Source organism: Marinospirillum perlucidum, from assembly GCF_003336805.1.
Lineage (GTDB): Bacteria > Pseudomonadota > Gammaproteobacteria > Pseudomonadales > Halomonadaceae > Marinospirillum > Marinospirillum perlucidum.
On record NZ_QFWJ01000004.1, the window covers coordinates 157,658 to 177,101 of the forward strand.

General features: G+C 54.7%; 24 protein-coding genes. 14 read left to right on the top strand and 10 right to left on the bottom strand.

Going from position 1 to position 19,444, the window contains the following annotated elements:
- Nucleotides 1–8: 8 nt before the first annotated feature.
- From ribD to DFK18_RS07875, 7 genes are read left to right on the top strand one after another with little or no spacing between them, the layout of a single operon-like run.
- Nucleotides 9–1,139: a bifunctional diaminohydroxyphosphoribosylaminopyrimidine deaminase/5-amino-6-(5-phosphoribosylamino)uracil reductase RibD gene (gene ribD, locus DFK18_RS07845; RefSeq protein ID WP_342769749.1), complete on the top strand. Its 1,131-nt coding sequence runs from the start codon at nucleotides 9–11 to the stop codon at nucleotides 1,137–1,139.
- A gap of 15 nt (nucleotides 1,140–1,154) precedes the next feature.
- Complete coding sequence (gene ribBA, locus DFK18_RS07850) at nucleotides 1,155–2,270, top strand: bifunctional 3,4-dihydroxy-2-butanone-4-phosphate synthase/GTP cyclohydrolase II (RefSeq protein WP_114417704.1); 1,116 nt, start codon at nucleotides 1,155–1,157, stop codon at nucleotides 2,268–2,270.
- 29 nt (nucleotides 2,271–2,299) lie between these two features.
- Nucleotides 2,300–2,776: a 6,7-dimethyl-8-ribityllumazine synthase gene (gene ribH / locus DFK18_RS07855; RefSeq protein WP_114417756.1), complete on the top strand. Its 477-nt coding sequence runs from the start codon at nucleotides 2,300–2,302 to the stop codon at nucleotides 2,774–2,776.
- A gap of 1 nt (nucleotide 2,777) precedes the next feature.
- Entirely contained in the window at nucleotides 2,778–3,278 is a 501-nt protein-coding gene (nusB, locus tag DFK18_RS07860; RefSeq protein WP_114417705.1) for a transcription antitermination factor NusB, read from the top strand.
- A 28-nt stretch (nucleotides 3,279–3,306) separates the two neighbouring features.
- Nucleotides 3,307–4,275 carry a thiamine-phosphate kinase gene (gene thiL, locus DFK18_RS07865; protein WP_114417706.1) on the top strand — a complete coding sequence of 323 codons (969 nt, stop codon included), beginning with the start codon at nucleotides 3,307–3,309 and terminating at the stop codon, nucleotides 4,273–4,275.
- Nucleotides 4,272–4,754, top strand: a complete 483-nt coding sequence (locus tag DFK18_RS07870) for a phosphatidylglycerophosphatase A family protein (protein ID WP_114417707.1) — start codon at nucleotides 4,272–4,274, stop codon at nucleotides 4,752–4,754. The genes thiL and DFK18_RS07870 overlap by 4 nt, the downstream gene beginning before the upstream one ends.
- Nucleotides 4,755–4,784: 30 nt before the next feature.
- Nucleotides 4,785–6,026: a DUF945 family protein gene (locus tag DFK18_RS07875; protein ID WP_114417708.1), complete on the top strand. Its 1,242-nt coding sequence runs from the start codon at nucleotides 4,785–4,787 to the stop codon at nucleotides 6,024–6,026.
- Nucleotides 6,027–6,075: 49 nt separating this feature from the next.
- On the opposite strand, the gene DFK18_RS07880 is transcribed toward DFK18_RS07875, so the two are convergent.
- The 6 genes from DFK18_RS07880 to DFK18_RS07905 form a co-directional block, all read right to left on the bottom strand.
- Nucleotides 6,076–6,285, bottom strand: coding sequence for a PA3496 family putative envelope integrity protein (locus DFK18_RS07880; RefSeq protein WP_114417709.1), 210 nt, complete (start codon nucleotides 6,283–6,285; stop codon nucleotides 6,076–6,078).
- Between the two features lie 74 nt (nucleotides 6,286–6,359).
- Nucleotides 6,360–6,776, bottom strand: a complete 417-nt coding sequence (locus DFK18_RS07885; RefSeq protein ID WP_114417710.1) for a PAS domain-containing protein — start codon at nucleotides 6,774–6,776, stop codon at nucleotides 6,360–6,362.
- Nucleotides 6,777–6,922: 146 nt separating this feature from the next.
- On the bottom strand, nucleotides 6,923–7,390 hold the full coding sequence (locus DFK18_RS07890; protein WP_114417711.1) for an Rrf2 family transcriptional regulator: 468 nt from the start codon (nucleotides 7,388–7,390) through the stop codon (nucleotides 6,923–6,925).
- 208 nt (nucleotides 7,391–7,598) lie between these two features.
- Nucleotides 7,599–7,820, bottom strand: coding sequence for a hypothetical protein (locus DFK18_RS07895; RefSeq protein WP_114417712.1), 222 nt, complete (start codon nucleotides 7,818–7,820; stop codon nucleotides 7,599–7,601).
- 14 nt (nucleotides 7,821–7,834) lie between these two features.
- Nucleotides 7,835–8,767, bottom strand: coding sequence for a polyphosphate kinase 2 (ppk2, locus tag DFK18_RS07900; RefSeq protein ID WP_114417713.1), 933 nt, complete (start codon nucleotides 8,765–8,767; stop codon nucleotides 7,835–7,837).
- Nucleotides 8,768–8,803: 36 nt separating this feature from the next.
- On the bottom strand, nucleotides 8,804–9,439 hold the full coding sequence (locus DFK18_RS07905) for an arylesterase (RefSeq protein ID WP_114417714.1): 636 nt from the start codon (nucleotides 9,437–9,439) through the stop codon (nucleotides 8,804–8,806).
- Between the two features lie 22 nt (nucleotides 9,440–9,461).
- Here DFK18_RS07905 and DFK18_RS07910 point away from each other — a divergent pair, with 22 nt between their 5' ends.
- Genes DFK18_RS07910 through DFK18_RS07925 form a run of 4 tightly spaced genes read left to right on the top strand, consistent with a single transcriptional unit; the run spans nucleotide 9,462 to nucleotide 14,422 of the window.
- Nucleotides 9,462–10,199 (top strand): ABC transporter ATP-binding protein, encoded by a 738-nt coding sequence (locus tag DFK18_RS07910; protein ID WP_114417757.1) that lies wholly within the window; start codon nucleotides 9,462–9,464, stop codon nucleotides 10,197–10,199.
- Nucleotides 10,192–12,690 carry an ABC transporter permease gene (locus DFK18_RS07915; protein WP_114417715.1) on the top strand — a complete coding sequence of 833 codons (2,499 nt, stop codon included), beginning with the start codon at nucleotides 10,192–10,194 and terminating at the stop codon, nucleotides 12,688–12,690. Before DFK18_RS07910 ends, DFK18_RS07915 begins: the two co-directional genes overlap by 8 nt.
- A 60-nt stretch (nucleotides 12,691–12,750) precedes the next feature.
- Nucleotides 12,751–14,085 (top strand): DUF3422 family protein, encoded by a 1,335-nt coding sequence (locus DFK18_RS07920; RefSeq protein WP_114417716.1) that lies wholly within the window; start codon nucleotides 12,751–12,753, stop codon nucleotides 14,083–14,085.
- Nucleotides 14,086–14,101: 16 nt separating this feature from the next.
- Entirely contained in the window at nucleotides 14,102–14,422 is a 321-nt protein-coding gene (locus tag DFK18_RS07925) for a BolA family protein (protein ID WP_114417717.1), read from the top strand.
- On the opposite strand, the gene DFK18_RS07930 is transcribed toward DFK18_RS07925, so the two are convergent.
- Nucleotides 14,416–14,637 carry a SlyX family protein gene (locus tag DFK18_RS07930; RefSeq protein ID WP_114417718.1) on the bottom strand — a complete coding sequence of 74 codons (222 nt, stop codon included), beginning with the start codon at nucleotides 14,635–14,637 and terminating at the stop codon, nucleotides 14,416–14,418. The two genes, DFK18_RS07925 and DFK18_RS07930, sit on opposite strands and share 7 nt — an antisense overlap.
- A 168-nt stretch (nucleotides 14,638–14,805) precedes the next feature.
- Here DFK18_RS07930 and DFK18_RS14750 point away from each other — a divergent pair, with 168 nt between their 5' ends.
- Both DFK18_RS14750 and DFK18_RS07940 read left to right on the top strand, forming a co-directional pair.
- On the top strand, nucleotides 14,806–15,267 hold the full coding sequence (locus tag DFK18_RS14750) for a cold-shock protein (RefSeq protein ID WP_114417719.1): 462 nt from the start codon (nucleotides 14,806–14,808) through the stop codon (nucleotides 15,265–15,267).
- Nucleotides 15,268–15,333: 66 nt separating this feature from the next.
- Nucleotides 15,334–16,179, top strand: coding sequence for a hypothetical protein (locus DFK18_RS07940; protein WP_162299729.1), 846 nt, complete (start codon nucleotides 15,334–15,336; stop codon nucleotides 16,177–16,179).
- Between the two features lie 47 nt (nucleotides 16,180–16,226).
- On the opposite strand, the gene dapE is transcribed toward DFK18_RS07940, so the two are convergent.
- Nucleotides 16,227–17,375 (bottom strand): succinyl-diaminopimelate desuccinylase, encoded by a 1,149-nt coding sequence (gene dapE / locus DFK18_RS07945; protein ID WP_114417721.1) that lies wholly within the window; start codon nucleotides 17,373–17,375, stop codon nucleotides 16,227–16,229.
- Between the two features lie 105 nt (nucleotides 17,376–17,480).
- Here dapE and DFK18_RS07950 point away from each other — a divergent pair, with 105 nt between their 5' ends.
- Nucleotides 17,481–18,104 (top strand): hypothetical protein, encoded by a 624-nt coding sequence (locus tag DFK18_RS07950; protein WP_114417722.1) that lies wholly within the window; start codon nucleotides 17,481–17,483, stop codon nucleotides 18,102–18,104.
- Here the strand turns inward: DFK18_RS07950 and DFK18_RS07955 are convergent.
- On the bottom strand, nucleotides 18,098–18,562 hold the full coding sequence (locus DFK18_RS07955) for a FliG C-terminal domain-containing protein (protein ID WP_114417723.1): 465 nt from the start codon (nucleotides 18,560–18,562) through the stop codon (nucleotides 18,098–18,100). The two genes, DFK18_RS07950 and DFK18_RS07955, sit on opposite strands and share 7 nt — an antisense overlap.
- Before the next feature lie 3 nt (nucleotides 18,563–18,565).
- Complete coding sequence (locus tag DFK18_RS07960; protein ID WP_114417724.1) at nucleotides 18,566–19,312, bottom strand: FliG C-terminal domain-containing protein; 747 nt, start codon at nucleotides 19,310–19,312, stop codon at nucleotides 18,566–18,568.
- Between the last annotated feature and the right edge of the window lie 132 nt (nucleotides 19,313–19,444).

The window sequence follows — 19,444 nt, forward strand, 5'->3', positions numbered from 1 at the left end:
GGTTTCTCGTGCCGCGAACTGAATACATGGCAAAAGCGCTACAGCTAGCGCGCCAGGGGCTTTATACCACCCGTCCCAATCCGAGAGTTGGTTGTGTACTGGTCAAGAATGACCGGATCCTGGGTGCCGGGGCGCATCTCAAGGCAGGTGAGCCCCATGCTGAAATCCATGCCCTGCGTCAGGCCGGAGCAGAAGCTGCAGGCGCTGATGCCTATGTCACTCTGGAGCCCTGTAGTCACCAGGGCCGTACGCCGCCCTGTGCTGATGCCTTGATAAAGGCAGGCGTCAAGCGGGTTTTTGTGGGTATGCAGGACCCCAACCCTCAGGTTGCAGGGCGGGGTCTGGCACGTTTGCAAGCTGCTGGCATTGAGGTGGAATCAGGATTGTTGGAAGAGGCGGCCCAAGCATTGAACCCCGGGTTTATCCGGCGTATGCAAAGCGGGCGTCCCTGGTTGGTGGCCAAACAGGCGGCCAGTCTGGACGGACGCACGGCCATGGCTTCCGGTGAATCCCAGTGGATTACCGGTCCTGAAGCCAGGGCTGATGTGCAGGAATTACGCGCAGCCAGTTGTGCGATTATTACCGGTATTGAAAGCCTGCTGACCGATAACAGTCGTTTGACGGTCAGGGATGAACGCTTCACCGGCTTGCCGGGTTTTACCCAGCCGCTGCGGGTGGTGTTGGACTCCCAGTTACGCTGCCCGCCGAGCGCCGAGATTTTTCAGCAGGCGGGTAGTACACTGGTCGCCACTTTGCAGGCGAGTCGCGATCGTAAGCCAGAAGAGGCGGCAGCCCTGGAAGCGGCCGGGGCCGAACTGATGCTTCTGCCTGCTGCCCCCTGCGGTCAGCGCCTGGATCTGGAAGCACTGGTCAAGGCACTGGGTGCACGAGAATGCAATCAATTAATGCTGGAAGCTGGCTCCCAACTGACCGGAGCTTTTTTGCAGCAGGGTTTGATCGATGAACTAAGACTTTATCTGGCTCCACGCTTTTTGGGGTCAGCGGCCCGGGGTTTGCTGGAACTGCCCGGACTGAACAAACTGGCCGCAGCCCCCGAGCTGGAAGTGACCGAGGTGCGGGCAGTAGGAAAAGACTGGCGTTTTCAGCTTAAACCGCTGAACCAGCCGTCAGCTCAATAAATTCAAGAGAGCATTATGGCTTTAAATACGATTGAAGAGATTATTGAAGATATTCGCCAAGGCAAGATGGTCATCCTGATGGATGATGAAGACCGCGAAAATGAAGGCGATCTGATTATTGCCTCGGAAAAGGTCCGGGCGGAAGACATCAACTTCATGGCCCGTCATGCTTGTGGCCTGATTTGTATGACCCTGACTTCGGAACGCTGTGAGCAGTTGGATCTACCCCTGATGGTGGATAGCAATGGTGCCCAGTTCTCAACCAATTTCACCCTGTCGATCGAAGCGGCCGAAGGGGTCACTACCGGTATTTCCGCAGCAGACCGGGCCACCACCGTTCAGGCCGCCGTGGCGCGTAATGCCAAGCCTGAAGACATCGTTCAGCCGGGGCATATCTTCCCGCTGCGTGCTCAAGCCGGTGGTGTGCTGCAAAGAGCCGGGCATACCGAAGCCGGTTGCGATCTGGCCCATCTGGCTGGTTACGAGCCTTCAGCAGTGATTGTGGAAATCATGAATGAAGACGGCACCATGGCCCGTCGCCCCGAGCTGGAAGAATTTGCAGCTCGTCACGGTATTAAAATCGGTACCATTGCCGATTTGATTCACTATCGGGTGGTGAATGAAACCACCGTCGAGAAGGGTGAGAGCTATACGCTGGATACCGAGCATGGCAGTTTTCAGGTCACCGCCTTCCGTGACAGTGTACAAGGCGGCTCCCATCTGGCACTGGTCAAGGGGCAACCACAGCCGGAAAAGCCCACCCTGGTTCGTGTCCACCAGGCGGATACCTGCAAGGATCTGCTGGATGCCAAGCATCCGCGCAAACCCAGCTGGAGTCTGCGAGGCTCCCTGAAGCGTATCGCCGAGGAAGGCGAAGGCGTTGTGGTGCTGCTTGATAATCAGGAACCCAGTACGGATCTGGAAAGCCAGCTGAAGCGTTTCCTGGGATTGGAACGGGAAACCAGAACGGCCAATCAGGATGGTGCCGGTACCTATCTGACCATAGGCACGGGTGCCCAGATATTGCGCGAAGTCGGCGTGGGCAAGATGCGACTGCTTTCCTCACCGCTTAAATTCGGGGCCCTTTCCGGTTTTGATCTGGAAATTGTGGAAACCCTGAGCGCTGAATAACTATAGATGACAGACGAGATTAAAAGATGATGCAGGATATTACCCAGACCGAAGGTCAACTTCACGCCGCAGCAGGACGTTTTGTACTGGTCGTTGGCCGTTTTAACAGCTTTGTGGTGGAAAGTCTGGTGGCTGGTGCCATCGATACCCTCAAGCGCCACGGGATCAGCAGTGACCAACTGGAAATTGTCCGTGCTCCAGGTGCCTGGGAGCTGCCCCTGGCTGTCAAGCAGGTACTGAAAACCCGTCAGCCTGCTGCCGTGATCGTCTTGGGTGCCGTGATTCGGGGCGGTACTCCCCACTTTGAATACGTGGCTGGTGAATGCAATTCTGCCCTGGGCCGTCTGATGCTGGACAGCGACGTTCCTATCGCCAACGGTGTTCTCACCGTGAATTCCATTGAGCAGGCAATCGAGCGTTCCGGTACCAAAATGGGCAACAAGGGTGCTGAAGCAGCTGAAGCGGCTCTGGAGATGGTCAATCTGATGAGCGTGCTGGGAGACTGAAATGGCTTCGGAGAAAAAACGCAAGCCATCCCGTAGTGCCCAGCGGCGTGCAGCCCGTCAGCTGACACTGCAGGCTCTTTACCAATGGCAGATTAGCGGCAACAGCATGCATCAGGTGGAAGCCCATATTCGTGCGGCACTACCGGACGATAGCCTGGAAGAGCATGAGGATATTTCCCAGGTGCTTAAAATTGCCGACCTGGCCTATTTTCACGAAATGGCCCAGGCTATTCCCGAGCAGCTGGATGAGCTGGATGAAGGTTTCGCCAGTCTGCTGGACCGACGCACCGAAGAGCTGGATCCCATCGAGCTGGCCCTTCTACGTCTGGGCAGCTATGAAATGATTCATCGTATCGATGTTCCCTACCGAGTGGTCATCAATGAGGCCGTCGAGCTGGCCAAACGCTTTGGTGGTACGGATAGCCACAAATACATCAACGGCATTCTCGATAAGCTGGCCCAGAAATTCCGCAGTGTGGAAGTCAGGGCCAAGCGGTCCTGATCCCGGGCAATTGGAGCGGTAACCGGTTATGGACGAGTTTACTGTCATCAACCGCTTTTTCACCCACCTGGGTCCCCGGCTCCCGGAGGTGATCGAGGGTGTCGGCGATGACTGTGCCCTGTTACAGCTACAACCTGGAGAGCTTCTGGCTCTCTCTGTTGATACTTCAGTCGAAGGCCGGCACTTTCCCGAAGCGGCCGATCCCTGGGCGCTTGGCTGGCGTTGTCTGGCCGTCGCCTTGTCTGATTTGGCCGCTATGGGAGCCAGACCTCTGGGTTTTACGCTGAGCCTGACCCTGCCAGAAACCCGCGAAGACTGGCTGAAGGGTTTTAGCCAGGGGCTGGAAACACTGGCAAAGTTGACGCAGTGTCCTCTGATCGGTGGCGACACCACCCGAGGCCCGCTGTCCCTGGGGGTTCAGGTCCAAGGGGCCGTGGCACCGTCCAGGGTATGGCGGCGCTCAGGCGCTCGTCCCGGCCAGATATTAACGATCTTGGGTAACCTGGGTTCAGCAGCAGCGGGCCTGGATAGCATGACCCGAAATCCGCAAAGGTTACAGGAACGTGAAGACTGGGATGCCCTGGAAAAGGCTTATATGCTGCCCTGGCCCCTGACCGCTGAGGCCCAGCGTCTGGCCCAGAATGTCAGCATTTCTGCAGCCATCGATGTCTCCGATGGTTTTCTGGCTGATTTACAGCACCTACTGGCTGCTTCAGCTCTGGCCGCCCAGATAGATACCACTCAATTACCCCTGGACTCTCTTCTGGTTGAGCGTTGGGGGCTGCCTCTGGCTCGGGATGCAGCCCTGCATGCTGGTGACGACTATGCCCTCCTGCTGGTGATGGATGAGGAAGACTTTCCCCTGGCCCGTAACCTCTGCCCGGATTTGAAACGCGTTGGGCAGCTGGTGCCGGGTGCAGGTATCCGCGATCAGGAAGGTGAGCTCCTGGAGGCGCATGGCTATAACCACTTTTCCCTGCAACAGGACAAGGCATGAATAAAGCCCCGGCCAGTGTCTGGCAAAATCCGATTCATTTTTTCGCCTTTGGTCTGGGAAGCGGTGCCTCGCCCTGGGCCCCGGGTACGGTAGGTACTCTGGCCGCCGTACCCCTGTATTTTATAATGGCCGGTCTTTCCCTGCCCTTTTATATCTTGGTGCTAGTGGTCACTTTTGTCATCGGTTGCTGGCTGTGTGAAAGAACGTCTGAAGACTTGGGTGTTCATGATCATAGCGGCATCGTCTGGGATGAATTTGTCGGCTACTGGTTAACCATGCTGGCCTTGCCGGTTTCCTGGCAATGGGCCCTGGCGGGATTTGTCGTCTTTCGTTTCTTTGACATTATTAAACCCTGGCCGATTCGTTGGGCCGACCGGCGTGTGGCCGGTGGTTTCGGGATCATGCTGGATGATGTGCTGGCTGCAGTCTATGCCGGTGGCTGCCTGCATTTGGCGAAATTTTTTATAGATTCCCTCTAGCCGCACCGGGTATCTACAAGGAGAGCTTCAATGAAAAAATGGTTGTTGAGTGGCAGTCTGCTGCTGGTGATTCTTCTGGTCATCATGACTGTAGCCACGGGGCGGGTTTTTGAGCAGCAGCTGGAAAAAGCCGTGGCTCAAGTAGCTTCCAGTCCAGGCTATACCCTGGTTAGCCAGGATATCCGCGGTGGTTTGCTGGGTAGTGAAGCCGACCTTGAGCTGGCTTTCCAACTGGATGCGCGTACCCAAGTCCTGATTTCCACCCTTCTGGTATCCAGTTACCGGCCAGGCTGGACGACCTTCCAGGGCGGCATGGATATGCAGGTGATCTGGGATGACCAGGAACCCCTGGATTTTCTGGAGTCTGTGGGTTTGGAAGAATTGCCTTTTTCCGGCCAGGCCGACTGGAGTAAAGCCAGCTACCGCCTAGAGGTCGACGAGCTGAAAAGCGAGGATTCCGATCTGACCCTTCACATGCAAGAGGCCGAACTGGCCGGCAGCTATCACTATAATGGTGAACAGGATGGCCAATTGCAGATGGAGCGTCTGGCATTTACTTCACCCCGGGCTGATGATTTGGAAATCCTGGATCTTGAAGCGGTATGGCAGAATACAGGGGGCTATCCCTGGGGCGAGGGCGAAATGCAAGTGCATGCGACTGAAATTACCTACCAGTCTCCTCTGGGTCGGGTGCAGTTGCAGCAGCCTCAATTAGATTATGCGATCCAGCTTACTGAAGAAGCTCTGGATCTATCCATGCAGCTGGATACGGGTGAGATAACCTCTTCAGGGCGCCCTCTGGGACAAGTGGACATTACTTTTCACACGGAAAACCTGAACGGTGAGGCGGCCTTGGAGTTGGCGGAGCACTTCAATCAGGATATTGACTGGAACCAGGCTGATGCGGCGGCCATGCAGCCAGCCAGAGATGCCGCTAGCCGTCTTTTATCTGGATCACCCAAGCTGGTACTGGATCAATTGGCAGTGGAACTACAGGCTCCGTTTCCTATCCAGCAGATGGCAGAAGGTGAGTTGAAGTTTGATGGACGCAACCTGCCCACCGATTATCTGGCACGTTTATCCGCTGGCGAGTTGCCCCCTGAGGATTTTGCCAGTCGGGTTTCCTTGCAATTGCTGATGGATGAGGTTGATCCTAACTTGATGCGTCTGGTCGGTTTGCCTACTTCTTTGCTGGATGAAGAAGCAGACCAGCAGATGCTGAGCTGGGAAAAGGGGCAGCTGCGACTCAATGATCAGCCTCTGCCCTTCTGAATTTCTAGGTGGCATGCAGGAAGCCGCAGTCTGGCGGCTTCCTCTTTAATCAATCCTCGTCAAAATCAAAATCATCATCAAGCTGTTTTTTCAGCTGGCGTTCTTCCAGCAAGGCTTCGATCATCCGACGCTTGGCAATGGGTGAACCATCGCGATTGGTCAGGCTGTCTTTACCTAAAAGTTCCAGCTCGTAGTCATCATCATTGACGGCTACATCAAAATCATCATTGTCTTCGTAAGCGGCTTCTTCACGACCCATGGTTCAGTCTACTCCAGTTGTTGGCCACAACTTGCTATATAGGACTTTTCATGGGGCTTGACAAGCAAAATTTTTTATTTTTTGTTCTGGGCTGCCTGGCGCAGTTCAACCAGTTCAGTGACATCCTTTTGTACGCCGATATAGTAGGTTAGCTGATCCTGATCGTTATATACCGGTGTAATGGACAATTCGTTCCAGAAAAGACTGCCATCCTTGCGGTAATTACGCAGGGTTTCCCGGCAAGGGCGGCCTTCCTTGATGGCTTGACGGATCTGATCCAGCGCGGGCTGGTCACGATCATCGCCCTGTAAAAAACGGCAATCCTGATAGAGGATTTCATCAGCGGAATAACCGGTCAGTTTTTCAAACCCTTTATTGACGTAAATAAGGATGTTTTCATCCCCTTCCTGTTCGGCGATCACGATGCCATCTTCCGATTCATTGACGACCAGTTCGAGCAGGTCGGGGCTGATCAAAGGCTTGGCTTTCATAGTTTTCCTTAAGCAAGATTCAGGCGAGGTAATAGCAGAACTATGCAGGGTGGTCGGTAAAAATTCAAATGCCTTTTAAAGGCGGATGCAAAAAGGGAGCTGTAGTCAGTCTACAGCTCCCTCGGGATATTACGCTGTCCTACAGATCAGGAGACGGCCATGACCTGTAGAGGCAATTCCTCGTCGGCATCCAGCCCTAGCAGGCTGCGAAGATCGGCAGGATTTTTCAGCAGATCCTGCAGGGTGTATTCGTAGAGAACACCGAGAAAAGCTTCCTGGGCTTTTTGAATAGCAGGCTTGAGCTCACAGGCACCGGTAATGGGGCAGGTCAACTTCTGACAGTCAACCACCTCCAGGGTGGTTTCAAAATCCTTGACCAGAACACCCAGGTTGACCGAAGCGGCTTCTCGCTCCAGTCGCAGGCCACCGTATTTGCCGCGAACAGTCTGGATATATTCCATCTGTCCCAGTTTGTGGACAATTTTCATCAAATGGTTACGCGAAATATCAAAATGCTCTGCGATGTCGCTGATGGTGACAAGACTGTCATCCTGTTGGATGCCCAGAAACATCATCACGCGTATGGCATAGTCAGTTTGTCGGGTTAACTGCATTCTATTTCCTCCGTGGATTACACAGACCCAGAACTCTGGTTCCCTGATTAATGATCGTTAACTGCCCGAATTCCGAGACTAATTCAATACTAGCAGGAAAGCTTCTTAAAGATGTGAGCTTTTGCAAGCATTTGGTACCTGGTTTTTAACCGGATGTTAATTGGCATCTAAGTCGGTAGTTTCTGGTTAACATCCGGCAAGTGGTTGGTTAGTCGCTGTACTCGGAAGCGCGCAAAGATTTGGCAAAGCTTTCCAGTTTGCTAGCCTGCAATTCTCGTTCTTTATTGACCGAGGTGGCGATTGCCAGCTCGATCAACATTTCCAGCTCTTCAAAGTGCTTGGCACCGACATGTTCGCGGCCGCTTTGGCTGAGTTTGTCACGGAAGGCAGCAACCACCCGCTGTGCATGTTCACTGTGTTCTCCCGCCATGGTTCTTCCTTTGATCAGATATTGGGATTGGTCAGTACTTCCGAGGCGCTGGCAACCAGGAGGGGATCCGGTTCACCAACGACTTCATCGTTACGGTTGGTATAGGGGATGGTTGATAGCAGCTTACGCATGGCCGCCAGTCGAGCCCGCTTTTTGTCATCGGACTTGATCACCGTCCAGGGAGCCTGGTTCTTGTGGGTATGCAGGAACATGGCTTCCTTGGCGTGACTGTAGTCTTCCCACTTGTCCAAGGAGGCTAGGTCAACCGGTGACAGTTTCCACTGTTTTAAAGGATCCTTGCGCCGGGCCATGAAGCGGCGGAACTGCTCACTGCGCGATACCGAAAACCAGAACTTGTAGAGGCGGATGCCACTATCGACCAGCATCTGTTCAAACACCGGGGTCTGATGCAGAAACTGGACATATTCTTCCTGGCTGCAAAAGCCCATGACTCTTTCTACCCCGGCACGGTTGTACCAGGAGCGGTCAAAGAGAATGATTTCACCGGCAGCGGGCAGATGCTGAATGTAGCGCTGGAAGTACCACTGGGTTTTTTCGCGTTCGCTGGGTTTTTCCAGGGCCACTACATGGGCTCCCCGCGGATTGAGGTGTTCCATCATGCGCTTGATGGTGCCCCCTTTACCGGCGGCATCACGGCCTTCAAAGAGAATGACGACTCTTTCGCCTTCGTCCTTGATCCAGCGCTGCATTTTCAGCAGTTCGATCTGTAAAAGACGCTTTTCAGCTTCGTAGGCTTTGCGGGTCAGCTTCTTCTTGTAGGGGTAGTGATCCGGATCAAACCCGGGCTGGGGCATGTCCAGTAGCCGATCTTCAGGTTGAGTCTCGGCTGGGGGGGATTTCTTTTCTGCCTCAGTGGAGGGGCTCACTTCCTCTGTGGGGGCAGCCAAATCCGGGGCCTGCTGTGGGTGGGTATTTGGCGTTGTCATCACTGACCTCCTGTTGTCCTGACTATTAATGACATCTTAATTGAGCAGCGGTTGTAACTCAACCCATACACTTTCCAGAATCAAGGGCTGGGCTGCGGCTGTGGGATGAATCTGATCTTCCTGCATCAGTTGTGGCTGTTCGGCTACACCTTCGAGCAGGAAGGGTAAAAACGTTAATTCCTGGCTGGCAGCGAGATCGGAATAAACCTGCTTGAAGGCATCCAGATAAACCTGGCCGTAATTGGGCGGTAAAAGAATACCAGCCAGATAAACCTCGGCACCGGCTTCCTGGCTGAGACGTATCATTTGCTGGAGGTTGCTTTTAATCCGCTGAGGGGGAAGTCCTCTAAGGCCGTCATTACCGCCCAATTCCAGGAGAACAATTTGTGGCTGATGCTGTCTGAGCAAAGTGGGTAGACGGGTCAGTCCACCTGTCGTGGTCTCGCCACTGATGGAGGCATTGACGACCTCCCAGGCGGGATAGTCTTCTTCCAGGCGTTCTTCCAGCAACTTGACCCATCCACTTTGCTGGGGGATACCATAGGCGGCACTGAGACTGTCACCCAGCACCAATAATGTCTTAGAGTCAGCGCTGCTTGCTGGCAGACTGGTTAGACTGAGTAGCAAGAGCAGAACCCAGGCGAGGTAGGATGCTTGGGATTTTCTTTCCATTATTAACTCCGGGATGCAGATGATGTCTTCTACTTCAACGACTTGGACAGCCGGCCAGCAGCCCCTGCTGGAGGCCAAGGATTTAGGTTACAGCGTTTCCCAGCAAAGCGGCAAACTGGTTATTCTGCAAAACCTGAATCTGCGTATACACCGAGGGGAAAGTGTGGCTCTGCTGGGGCCTTCGGGTGCAGGAAAATCAACACTTCTGGCTCTGCTGGCTGGTTTGGACACCCCAACAGACGGAGAGTTGCTTTGGTCCGGTCAGGCTTTCAGCCGTCTGGATGAAGATGAAAGGGCGGCTGTGCGAGCCCGGGAAGTGGGTTTTATTTTTCAGTCTTTTCAATTGTTACCTGAGTTAACGGCGCTGGAAAATGTGCAGCTGCCCCTGGAGCTACGCGGAGACCGCCAGGCTACGCCAGAGGCCCGTCGCTGGTTAGAGCGAGTGGGCCTGAGTGCCAGGGCTGATCACCGCCCTAGCCAGTTGTCCGGGGGCGAGCAGCAGCGGGTCGCCATTGCCCGGGCGTTTGCTTCCAGACCGGCCGTACTCTTTGCTGATGAACCCACGGGAAATTTGGATGCTGATAATGGTCAGAAGGTGGCAGATCTACTGTTTTCCCTTAATCAGGAAGCAACCCAGGACCCGGTAACCCTGGTCCTGGTGACTCACGATCGCAAGCTGGCCGGTCGCTGTCAGAGAATTCTGGAGCTGGAAGCCGGACAGTTGGTGAGTGAAACGGCCGGGGAGCGACTGGATGACTGATTGGATCTTGGCGGCCAGACTGGCCTGGCGAGGCGTGCGTGCCGGTGAATACCGGGTTTTGCTGGTGGCTTTAATGTTGGCAGTGGCCTGTGCCACGCTGCTGGGTGTACTGGGTGAACGCATGCAGGCTGCACTGGATCGGGAAGCCGCCCGCATTGCAGGCGGCGAACTGGTGGTGTCTGCCAGGGAGCCGGCGAGTCCGGAATTACAAAGTTATCTTGACTACCAGGGAGCAGACTGGTCGCAAAAAGTAACCCTGAGCAGTATGGCCAGCCACGAAGAGGCACTTCAGCTGGTGAGTCTGAGTGCAGTGGATGCGCGCTATCCGCTTCTGGGGGAACTAAAGTTACAAACTCCTGAGGGCGAGAAGAGCATGACTTCTTCTCCACCGGCTGGTCAGATCTGGGTGGAGCCCGGATTGGCCAGGCGACTGGGAGCCGAAGTGGGTGACTGGCTGGGCCTGGGCGATCAGCGGTTGCAATTGACGGCCCTGCTATTGGAAGTTCCCGACCAGGATGGAGGCTTTGCCAACTTCTCGCCGCGTGCCCTGGTCAATCTGCAAAGCCTGGAAGGCAGTGCGCTGCTCGGGCCTTTGAGTCGGGCTCGTTGGAAGCTGGGTATTACCGGCGATGAAGCGACTCTGGAATTCCTGCGTCAGCAACTGCCCGCTCGCTTGGAAGACCACCAGCGCTTGCGTGATATCAGTGAAGACCGTCCGGGCATTGCCCGGGCGCTGGATGAGGGACGGCGTTACCTGGGGCTGGCCGGGTTGGTGGCCGTTTTGCTGGCCTCTCTTGCTGTGGCTCTGGCCTCGCAGCGTCAGGCCAAACGCCAGGCTCGCGAAGTGGCTCTACTGAGGTGCCTGGGACAGTCGCGTGCCCGAGTCAGGCGCTTGTTTTTACTTCAACTCTTCTGGTTGGGACTGGGCGGAGGCCTGCTGGGTGGTCTGCTGGGCTATCAGGCTCACCTGGTGCTGGTTGCTCTACTGGCTCCCCTGCTGCCCCTGACACTACCACCGCCCAGTATCTGGCCACTGGTGGCAGCGCTGGGCCTGGCAATCTGGCTGTTGTTGGGTTTTTCCCTGGCTCCCCTGCTGAGTCTGGCCAAAGTCAGTCCGCTGGCAGTGCTCCAGTCGCGTCCCTGGAAGCTGTCCAGCTCAGGCCTTTTGACCTATGGCCTGGCTTTATTGGCTACCCTGGGACTGGGCTATTGGTTATCCGGTGATCTGCAGCTGACGCTCTGGACGCTGGTCGGTCTGCTGCTGGTGGGTGGACTGGTCGCTCTTCTCGGGGGAGGCTTGTTGCGCCTGCTGATGGTGCGTCTTGAGGTTCTGCCCTGGCAGGGGCGTCAGGCCTTGAGGCGTTTGGGGCGTAACCCGGCCGAAACCCTGTTGCAGTTGAGCACCTTCACGCTGGCTTTTACGGCAGTACTCTTGGTGGCCCGAGGCGGGGATCAGCTAGTGGGTGACTGGCAGGCCCAGCTGCCCGAGGACAGACACAGTCAGTTTGCTGTGGATATTCAGCCCTGGGAGAGTCAGGATTTTGCCGCTTTTATGCAGCAAAAGGGCGTGGATTACAGCCAGCTTTACCCGATCCTGCGCGGGCGTCTGACTGCGATTAATGGCGAGGAGGCACGCGAGGCCGTACCGGCAGAAGCGGAAAATGACAATAGCCTGAGACGTGAGCTGAACCTGACCTGGAGTCAACGCCTGCCGGATGACAATGAGATTCTGGAAGGCCAGTGGTGGAGCGGAGAGGAAACGGCTGAGGCTGACTTGCTGCCCATTTCCGTAGAGGCCGACCTGGCTGGACGTCTGGATCTGGAACTGGGTGATGAGCTGACTTTTACTCTGGCCGGGCAGCAATTGCAGACCCGGGTTGCCAGCCTGCGCAGTGTTAACTGGGAAAACTTTAAACCCAATTTCTATGTGATTTTCCCGCCCGAGGTCTTGCAGGATCAACCGCATACCTACTTGGCCAGCTTTAATCTACCGGATAACGAAGCTGAATTCATGCAGGAGCTCAGTCAGCGTTTTCCCGGGGTCGCCTTCCTGGATGTCCGCGCCATTTTGGCGCAGGCAGAAGGCATTTTGCAGCAGCTGAGTCTGGGGGTTCAGTACCTTCTGGGCTTTGTTTTGCTGGCCGGTTTGCTGGTGACCTGGGCACTGATCATGGCGAGTATGGATGCCCGTAAAAGAGAGCAGGCCTTACTCAAGGTCATGGGTGCGGCACGACGAACTCTGGCTGGTCGCCAGGCCGCTGAATTCCTTTTACTGGGCGGCCTGGCGGGCTTTTTGGCTGCTTTTTTGGGCGAGCTTCTCTATGCCTTGATGGCGGCCAAATTGTTCAATCTGGCCTGGGAGGCAGCTCCGCTTTTCTGGATTTTGCCACCCTTGATCGGTGCACTTCTGCTTGCCGGTTTTGCTCATTTTGCCTTGCGTTCTTCTTTGCACGAAGCGCCTCACCGGCTGCTTCATCGCCTGGGGGGATGACTTGCGGTCATGAACGCGGCGTAGCATGATGCAGAAAATTTCTGCATCAAAGGTTGAGTCGTGTCCGAACAGCAAGAGCACCCCTCCGCGCGTTTTTCACTCCCGCTCAGTCACCCTGAGCGGGCTTCTCTCTATCAGGAGCTGCATGCCCGTCCCTTTCCGGTTATTGATAGTCCGGTGCGTATCTCTCATCTGGCTTTGGTCCTGTCTGAAGAAGATCGCCAAAAGGATTTTCAGCATCTGGTGGATCTTTGCAGTCGTTATGGGGTTACAGCGCCTTCCTTTGAGGACAACAGTTTTTACCAGCGCCTGGGTGAAATCGAGGTGCGTTGGGAAAGACATCTGGAGTTTGTCACCTACACTTTTGTGCGCCCCGGCTTTGCGAAAGACCCCTTTACCCAGACAGCCCTGGCTCTACTTCCTCCCGACTGGCTGGAAAGCCTGCCCGGTGAGTTGGTCGTTGCCCTGCATCTGGAGGTAGCCAGCCCGGAAGATGACCTCCTGGATCGTGAAGCCCTGGCCAGTTGTTTTGAAGGCCAGCGTCTGGTGAGTGGTCGCTTGATGGACGGTGCGGCCACCCTCTGGAGTGCTTTTCGCATGCATGGTGATGGCTGTGGTCGTATTCTGCTGCACAATCACGGTCTGAATGCCAACCAGACCGGGCGTTTGATACTGCGAGTCCTGGAGCTGGAAACCTACCGCCTGATGGCCTTGTTGGGAGCTAGACCCGCGCGGGAACTGGCTCCGGCATTAAGACGTCTGGACAATCAGCTGGCGGAAATCATCACCCAGCTATCGGAAACCGACGGTCTGGAAGAGGAAAGGGACTTGCTGCGTCAGTTGACTAGCATGGCGGCCCAGATCGAGCGCCACCGTGCCGATACCCTGTCGCGTTTTTCCGCTACCCAGGCCTATTATCATCTGGTTCTCAAGCGGCTGGAGGAACTCAAGGAGAGTCATACCGGTCCCAGTTTTACCCTTTCAGCCTTCTTTGGTCGGCGTCTGACCCCGGCGGTCAAAACCTGTGATTCGGTAGGCCAGCGCCTGGAAGATCTGGCCAGACGCATTGAACGGGCCGGGGACTTGATTCGTACCCGAGTGGATCTCAAGCTGGAAGAACAAAACCGGCGGTTGCTGGCTTCCATGAATCGTCGTTCGCGTTTGCAATTGCGCATGCAGGAGACGGTTGAGGGTTTGTCCATTGCCGCCATCAGCTATTATGGTATCAGTCTGCTGCGTTACCTTTTGGGAGCCCTGGAACCCCTGGGTATTCCCCTGAACAAGGATCTGGCAACCGCAGTAGCCGTGCCGCTGGTCGTTGGCGGTGTCTGGTGGATTACCCATCGGATCAAGAAATTCATTGTCGAAGCCAGTGATCCGTCGCGGGAATCCTGAAAACTAGGTGAACACTATGCAAGCAAAAGTCGTTGAACAAGCCCTTCGCGAAAAGCTGATTGAAGCATTACAGCCGCAGGAGCTGTTGATTGAAAATGAAAGTGATCAGCACAAGGGACCACCTGGCCGGGAAAGCCATTTTAAAGTGACCCTGGTCAGCGAGGCCTTCAATGCCTTGATGCCGGTAAAAAGACACCAGAAAATCTATGCCTTGCTGGCGGATGAGTTGGCGGGACCGGTGCATGCCCTGGCTCTGCATCTCTATACACCTGATGAGTGGGCGGCGCGCGGGGCTCAGCGTCCGGATTCTCCGCGCTGTTCCGGCCAGGGTCAGTAGTGGGGCGGTTTTTCGTCAGCCAGGGAAGGCTGTTTCTCATCATCACCTTCTGCCTTAAGGGCAGCCAGACGCTGGTTAAGAAGGCGTACCTGTTCCTGAAGGCTTTGCAACTCCCTGCTTTGCAGGATCAATTGCTGATTCAGCGCTTCCAGTAAATCATCCTGAAAGGCCATTTGCGTTTCCAGGTGGTCGAGTCTTTCTTCACACGCCTTCATGTTTTTAAGCCATTACCAGAGTTAAACATTTTCCTGCAGACGTGGTTATAATGGGTCAGCAGGTTGGACGAGGCAAGCCTGCCATTACACTCCGGCAAATACCAGCGTTAAGTCTGGGGTCGGGTGATTTTGTTATACCTTTACAAAGTTGGATTCAGAGAAAATTCTATGCTTAATAATACTTTGATAAGAAATATTCTAGTCAGTTTAGTTGTTGCCATCCTGGCACCTCTGGTATTACCCCTTCTGGCTGTTTCACCTGAAGCTGCGGGTAGTGGTAGCGGAGCGGCCAAAACCTATTTGCTGGTTTTTGTACTGCTGATGTTGGCGGCCAGTATTAATGAGTTTCTGCGTTTGAAGGCTGTAGGTGCTTCTGGTGGGGCGGATAACAGCAAGGATGAGGCCGATGAAGACGAAGATGACCGCGAGGAAGGGGTCGTCAAATGGTTTAACGTCAACAAGGGATTTGGTTTTATTATTCGTGATGTGGGCGGTGAGGTTTTTGTTCACTTCCGTTCCATTCGCGGCACGGGACATCGCACCCTGCGCGAAGGTCAGAAAGTCAGGTTTGCAGCCGTTGAAGGAGAAAAAGGGCTTCAGGCTGAAGATGTGACCGTGGTTAATCGCTAATAGCTAACCGGATGGCAGTCAGCTGCGGCTGGCTGCCTTTTTGCATCTAAATAAGGAGCCGCTAGGGTGAGATTTCTACTGATGACCAGCAGCCTTTATCTGGCTTGGGTGTTGCCGCTGGCAGCTGCAGAAATACAGCCTTTGTTGCAGGTAGATGAGCGCCGCACGGAAACAACCGAGGTGATTCCTTACCAGGAGGCCAGAGACGAAGATGCCTCTGTCACTGAACCTGCAGACCCGCCAGCCAGCATCGACAGCTTTGCCTTTTTTGCGCCTTCGATTAGTTACCTGCAATTGGATCATGAATCCGAAGCCGCTAATTTCGAACTTAGCAGTGACCTTATTCAATTGAATCTGGAGATGGAATTACTCAGTGGTGATTTTGCCTATCATCGTTTGAGCCTGGGCCATACTCTGGATGCCAGTAGTGAACTCACTTCGGCCTCGCCTTCTGATGCCGAGGTCAAAGCCAGCCACCTGGCCTATCGTCTGGGAGGTATCAATCATACTGCTTTTGCTGGCGATGTGACTCTCTGGACGGGCCTGGGTTGGGAAGGTTTCAGCGTCAAGGATAACGCCGCCGGTGATGCCTATGTGCGCTATGTTTATCTGCCGTTCGGTGGTGATCTGGGACTGCGCTTCGATACCTCCAGCTTCCTGGTCTTCGGGGCCGAATATCGGCTTCTGGTGCGTGGCTGGGAGAAATACAACGGCGGTAGCAGTGCCTATCCCACCCAGGCCCATGGCGGCGGCTACGCGGTCTGGCTGGGTATTGATTATGTGGCCGGTAATGGCCGGGTGATTACCTCCCGCATCCGCTGGCAGGATTGGCAGGTGGATGCGTCGACGGCTGATGAAATTCCCGGTAGCCAGTCCCGCTCCCTGGGTCTGGCCATGGGCTTTCGTTTTTAGGAAGCCTCAGATAAACAGCTGCGCTCGTGACATCAATCCAAGGCTTCTTAGCGGTTGGCCAGCAATTTGACCAGTAGTTGTTGATACACCCGGCTGAGGGTGTTCAGATCTTCGGCCTTAACCTTCTCGTTAACCTGATGAATAGTGGCATTCAGCGGACCCAGTTCCACCACCTGGGCTCCTGTGGGTGCGATAAAGCGTCCATCCGAAGTGCCACCTGAAGTGGAAAGTTGTGTGGGCTGGCCAGTCACTTCCAAGAGCGCTGCCTGAGTCGCTTCAACCAGCTGGCCTTCAGCCGTGAGAAAGGGCTGACCGCTGAGGGTCCAGTCCAGGGTGTAATCCAGCTGATGCTTGTCCAGCAGTGCTTCGGTTCTTTGCTGGAGTTCTTCTGCTGTTACCTCGGTGGAAAAGCGAAAGTTAAAGATGACTTCCAGTTCGCCGGGAATCACATTGGTGGCCCCGGTTCCAGCCTGGATGTTGGAGATTTGCAGGCTGGTGGCCGGGAAGAAATCATTGCCTTCATCCCAGATCTGGGCAGTGAGTTCAGCCAGTGCCGGGGCAGCCAGATGAACCGGATTGGCAGCCAGGTGCGGATAGGCCACATGCCCCTGCTTGCCCTTGACGAGCAGACGCGCCCCCAGAGAGCCGCGACGACCATTCTTGATAATATCGCCCAGACGTTCGGTGCTGGAGGGTTCGCCCACCAGACACCAGTCAATTTTTTCGTTGCGGGCTTCCAGATGCTCGACCACCTTGACGGTGCCATTAACGGAAGGGCCTTCTTCATCGCTGGTTAGCAACAGAGCCAGGCTGCCTTCATGGTCAGGGTGCTCTTCGATAAAGGCTTCGATGGCTGTAACCATGGCAGCCAGACTGCCTTTCATATCGGCAGTGCCGCGTCCACGCAGGTAGCCTTCTGAATCGATTTGCGGCTCGAAGGGCGGGAATTCCCAGTTTTCTTCCGGCCCGGTGGGTACGACATCGGTATGACCGGCAAAGCAGAGCAGTGGGCCCTGATCGCCCTTGCGGGCCCAAAGGTTATCGACTTCAGCAAAAGGCAGGCGTTCCAGGCGAAAACCCAATTTTTCCAGGCGTTGGCCCAGCAGATCCAGACAGCCGGCATCCTCGGGAGTAACAGAGGGGCGGCTGATGAGGTCGTAGGCTAATTTCAGGGTGGGGGAAAGAGAAGTTGTCATAGAATCTTTATTTGCAGCAGTCAGGAAGTAAAAAATAACTTATAGTGTGCACTTTTCGGCTACTTAGCTTACCTGAAATTTATTGAATTTGTGCAGGTTCTTGTTTTGAAACGACAGCTACTAATCTTCACGGCCGGTTTGGCCCTGACTCTGGTGATGACCTCAACCGCTCTGGCTACGGCCTCGCTGCAAACCCTGGAAACCGGCCTGGGTCTGGTTCTGCACTTGCCGGAAGACTGGAAGCTCTTAAGTCGTGAAGACCTATCCGCTGTTGAAGGCAAGGGTGACGAGCAATTGGATTTGCCGCCTTTGATGCGCCAACGTCTGGCAGAAAGAGTGCGCCAGGGGGATATGGAGCTGCTGTTCAATACCCGCGATTCTCACCAGGGGGTGTATGACAACCTCAGTCTTTTTGCCACTAATGACCAGGTGCCTGAAGCCGAAAGCCAGATAAGGGCAACTTGCAATGCCTTGCCTGCTTTGTTGGGTAGAACCCTGGGTAAGGAGGTAGAACTGGAACAGTGTGAAGGCCAGCAGGTCCAGGGCTACCCTGCTTTTGTTATCGGTTATGCTGGCAATGTGCCCAATACCCGTATACTGCAGTACATGATCCAGGTGGAGCAGCGTAAAAGCCTGGTACTCACGCTGACCTATCATCAGGATGATGATATGGGCTCTCTGGCTGATTTTCGTAGTCTGTTAGAGCGTCTGGAGATGGTCGCTCAATAGTAGGGTTCGGAGGGGTCCGGTAGTTGGATTTCTCCGTGATTGATCCTTTCTTGTAGTTGTTCAAAAAAGTCCTCCAGTCCTTTTTGCAGGTCTTCAATACTGGGGGCCCCGACCTTTTGGTAAACCGGCTCTTCTTCCAGTTGCTGCAAACGCCGATGTGAGAGGTTGCGCTTTAACTGATCGTGGCTGGCACTTCCTTCCAGTATTTTGAGCAAGCAGGCCAAGGCTTCGAGATTGAGGTCCTGGAGCAGTTGCTGGCGCTCACGGGGCGGCAGCAGCAGAAGACTGGATAGCTGGCGCTGGTAGTAGGTACGTAATAGCGCGTAGTTGCTGTCATCACCCGGTAGTTGTTCATTGAGATCGGCCAGCAGCATCAGCGCAGCGTGCAGACTAAGTTTCCAGCTGATAAAACGATCTTTCAGATGAACCTGTTGTTCCTTGATAACTATGTCCAGCATGGGTTAATGGCTCCTGTAGCTGGAAGAACGAAGTTTTTTGAGCAGATGGCTGATTTCCGACATAAGTTGACGAATTTCCTGCTCATTCAGGCGTTTGTCGGAAGTTTCCTGTTGGCGCTTGAAGCTTGAATCCAGGCCTTCCCGGCAGCGCTGGTTGACTTGTGTTAATGCCAGTTGATCTGTCAGATCCAGCAGTTGTAGGCGTGATGCTGAAGGTAATTCCTGCAGAAATTGCTGAAAAGCAGGCAGGGGTAGCTGCCCCAGGCGCTCCAGATAGTCTCTGGCCTTCTGGTGAATACCAGTAAAAACGCCTTCTGTTGCCAGAAGCGGTTCCAGGCTTTCCAGCGCGGGTAGAACCTGGCTCAGGGGAACCGGGCCCTGAACCTCAAGCTCTTCTCCCAGCTGTTGGGCGGTGCGGCGCGAGAGGAGTGAGAAGATTCTTTCGCTGATACCGGGAAGCTGGGCGCGTAGAAAACGAATCAGGGTAACCAGTTGGGATTTGGGATAAGCCTTGAGAGTGTTTTGCAACTGGCGGTCTTCCAGTTTTTCCAGGGCTTCAGCCAGAGGCTGGAGTTGCTTGAGACGTTTTTCCCGGGCATCGGTGGAGGGAGCGGGCTGCTCCAGAAAATAACCCAGTTTGGTGGCCAGTAGATCCCGGAAAGCCTCAGCTTCAGATTGGGTGAAACGGGCCGAGCAGGGGCCTAGTTCCAGGTAGAGCTCGTCGTCAGTAGTAATCAGTTGAGGTTTCATGATTTCCTTGTTGTGCTGCCATAGTAGGCTGAATACTACTAAGAATAACAGGCCTGTCAGCGACTGGTAAGGTGGAGTTGGCGTTCACCCTTGGGTAGAATAGGCGGTTTATTCCTGAATAGTGAATTTTCC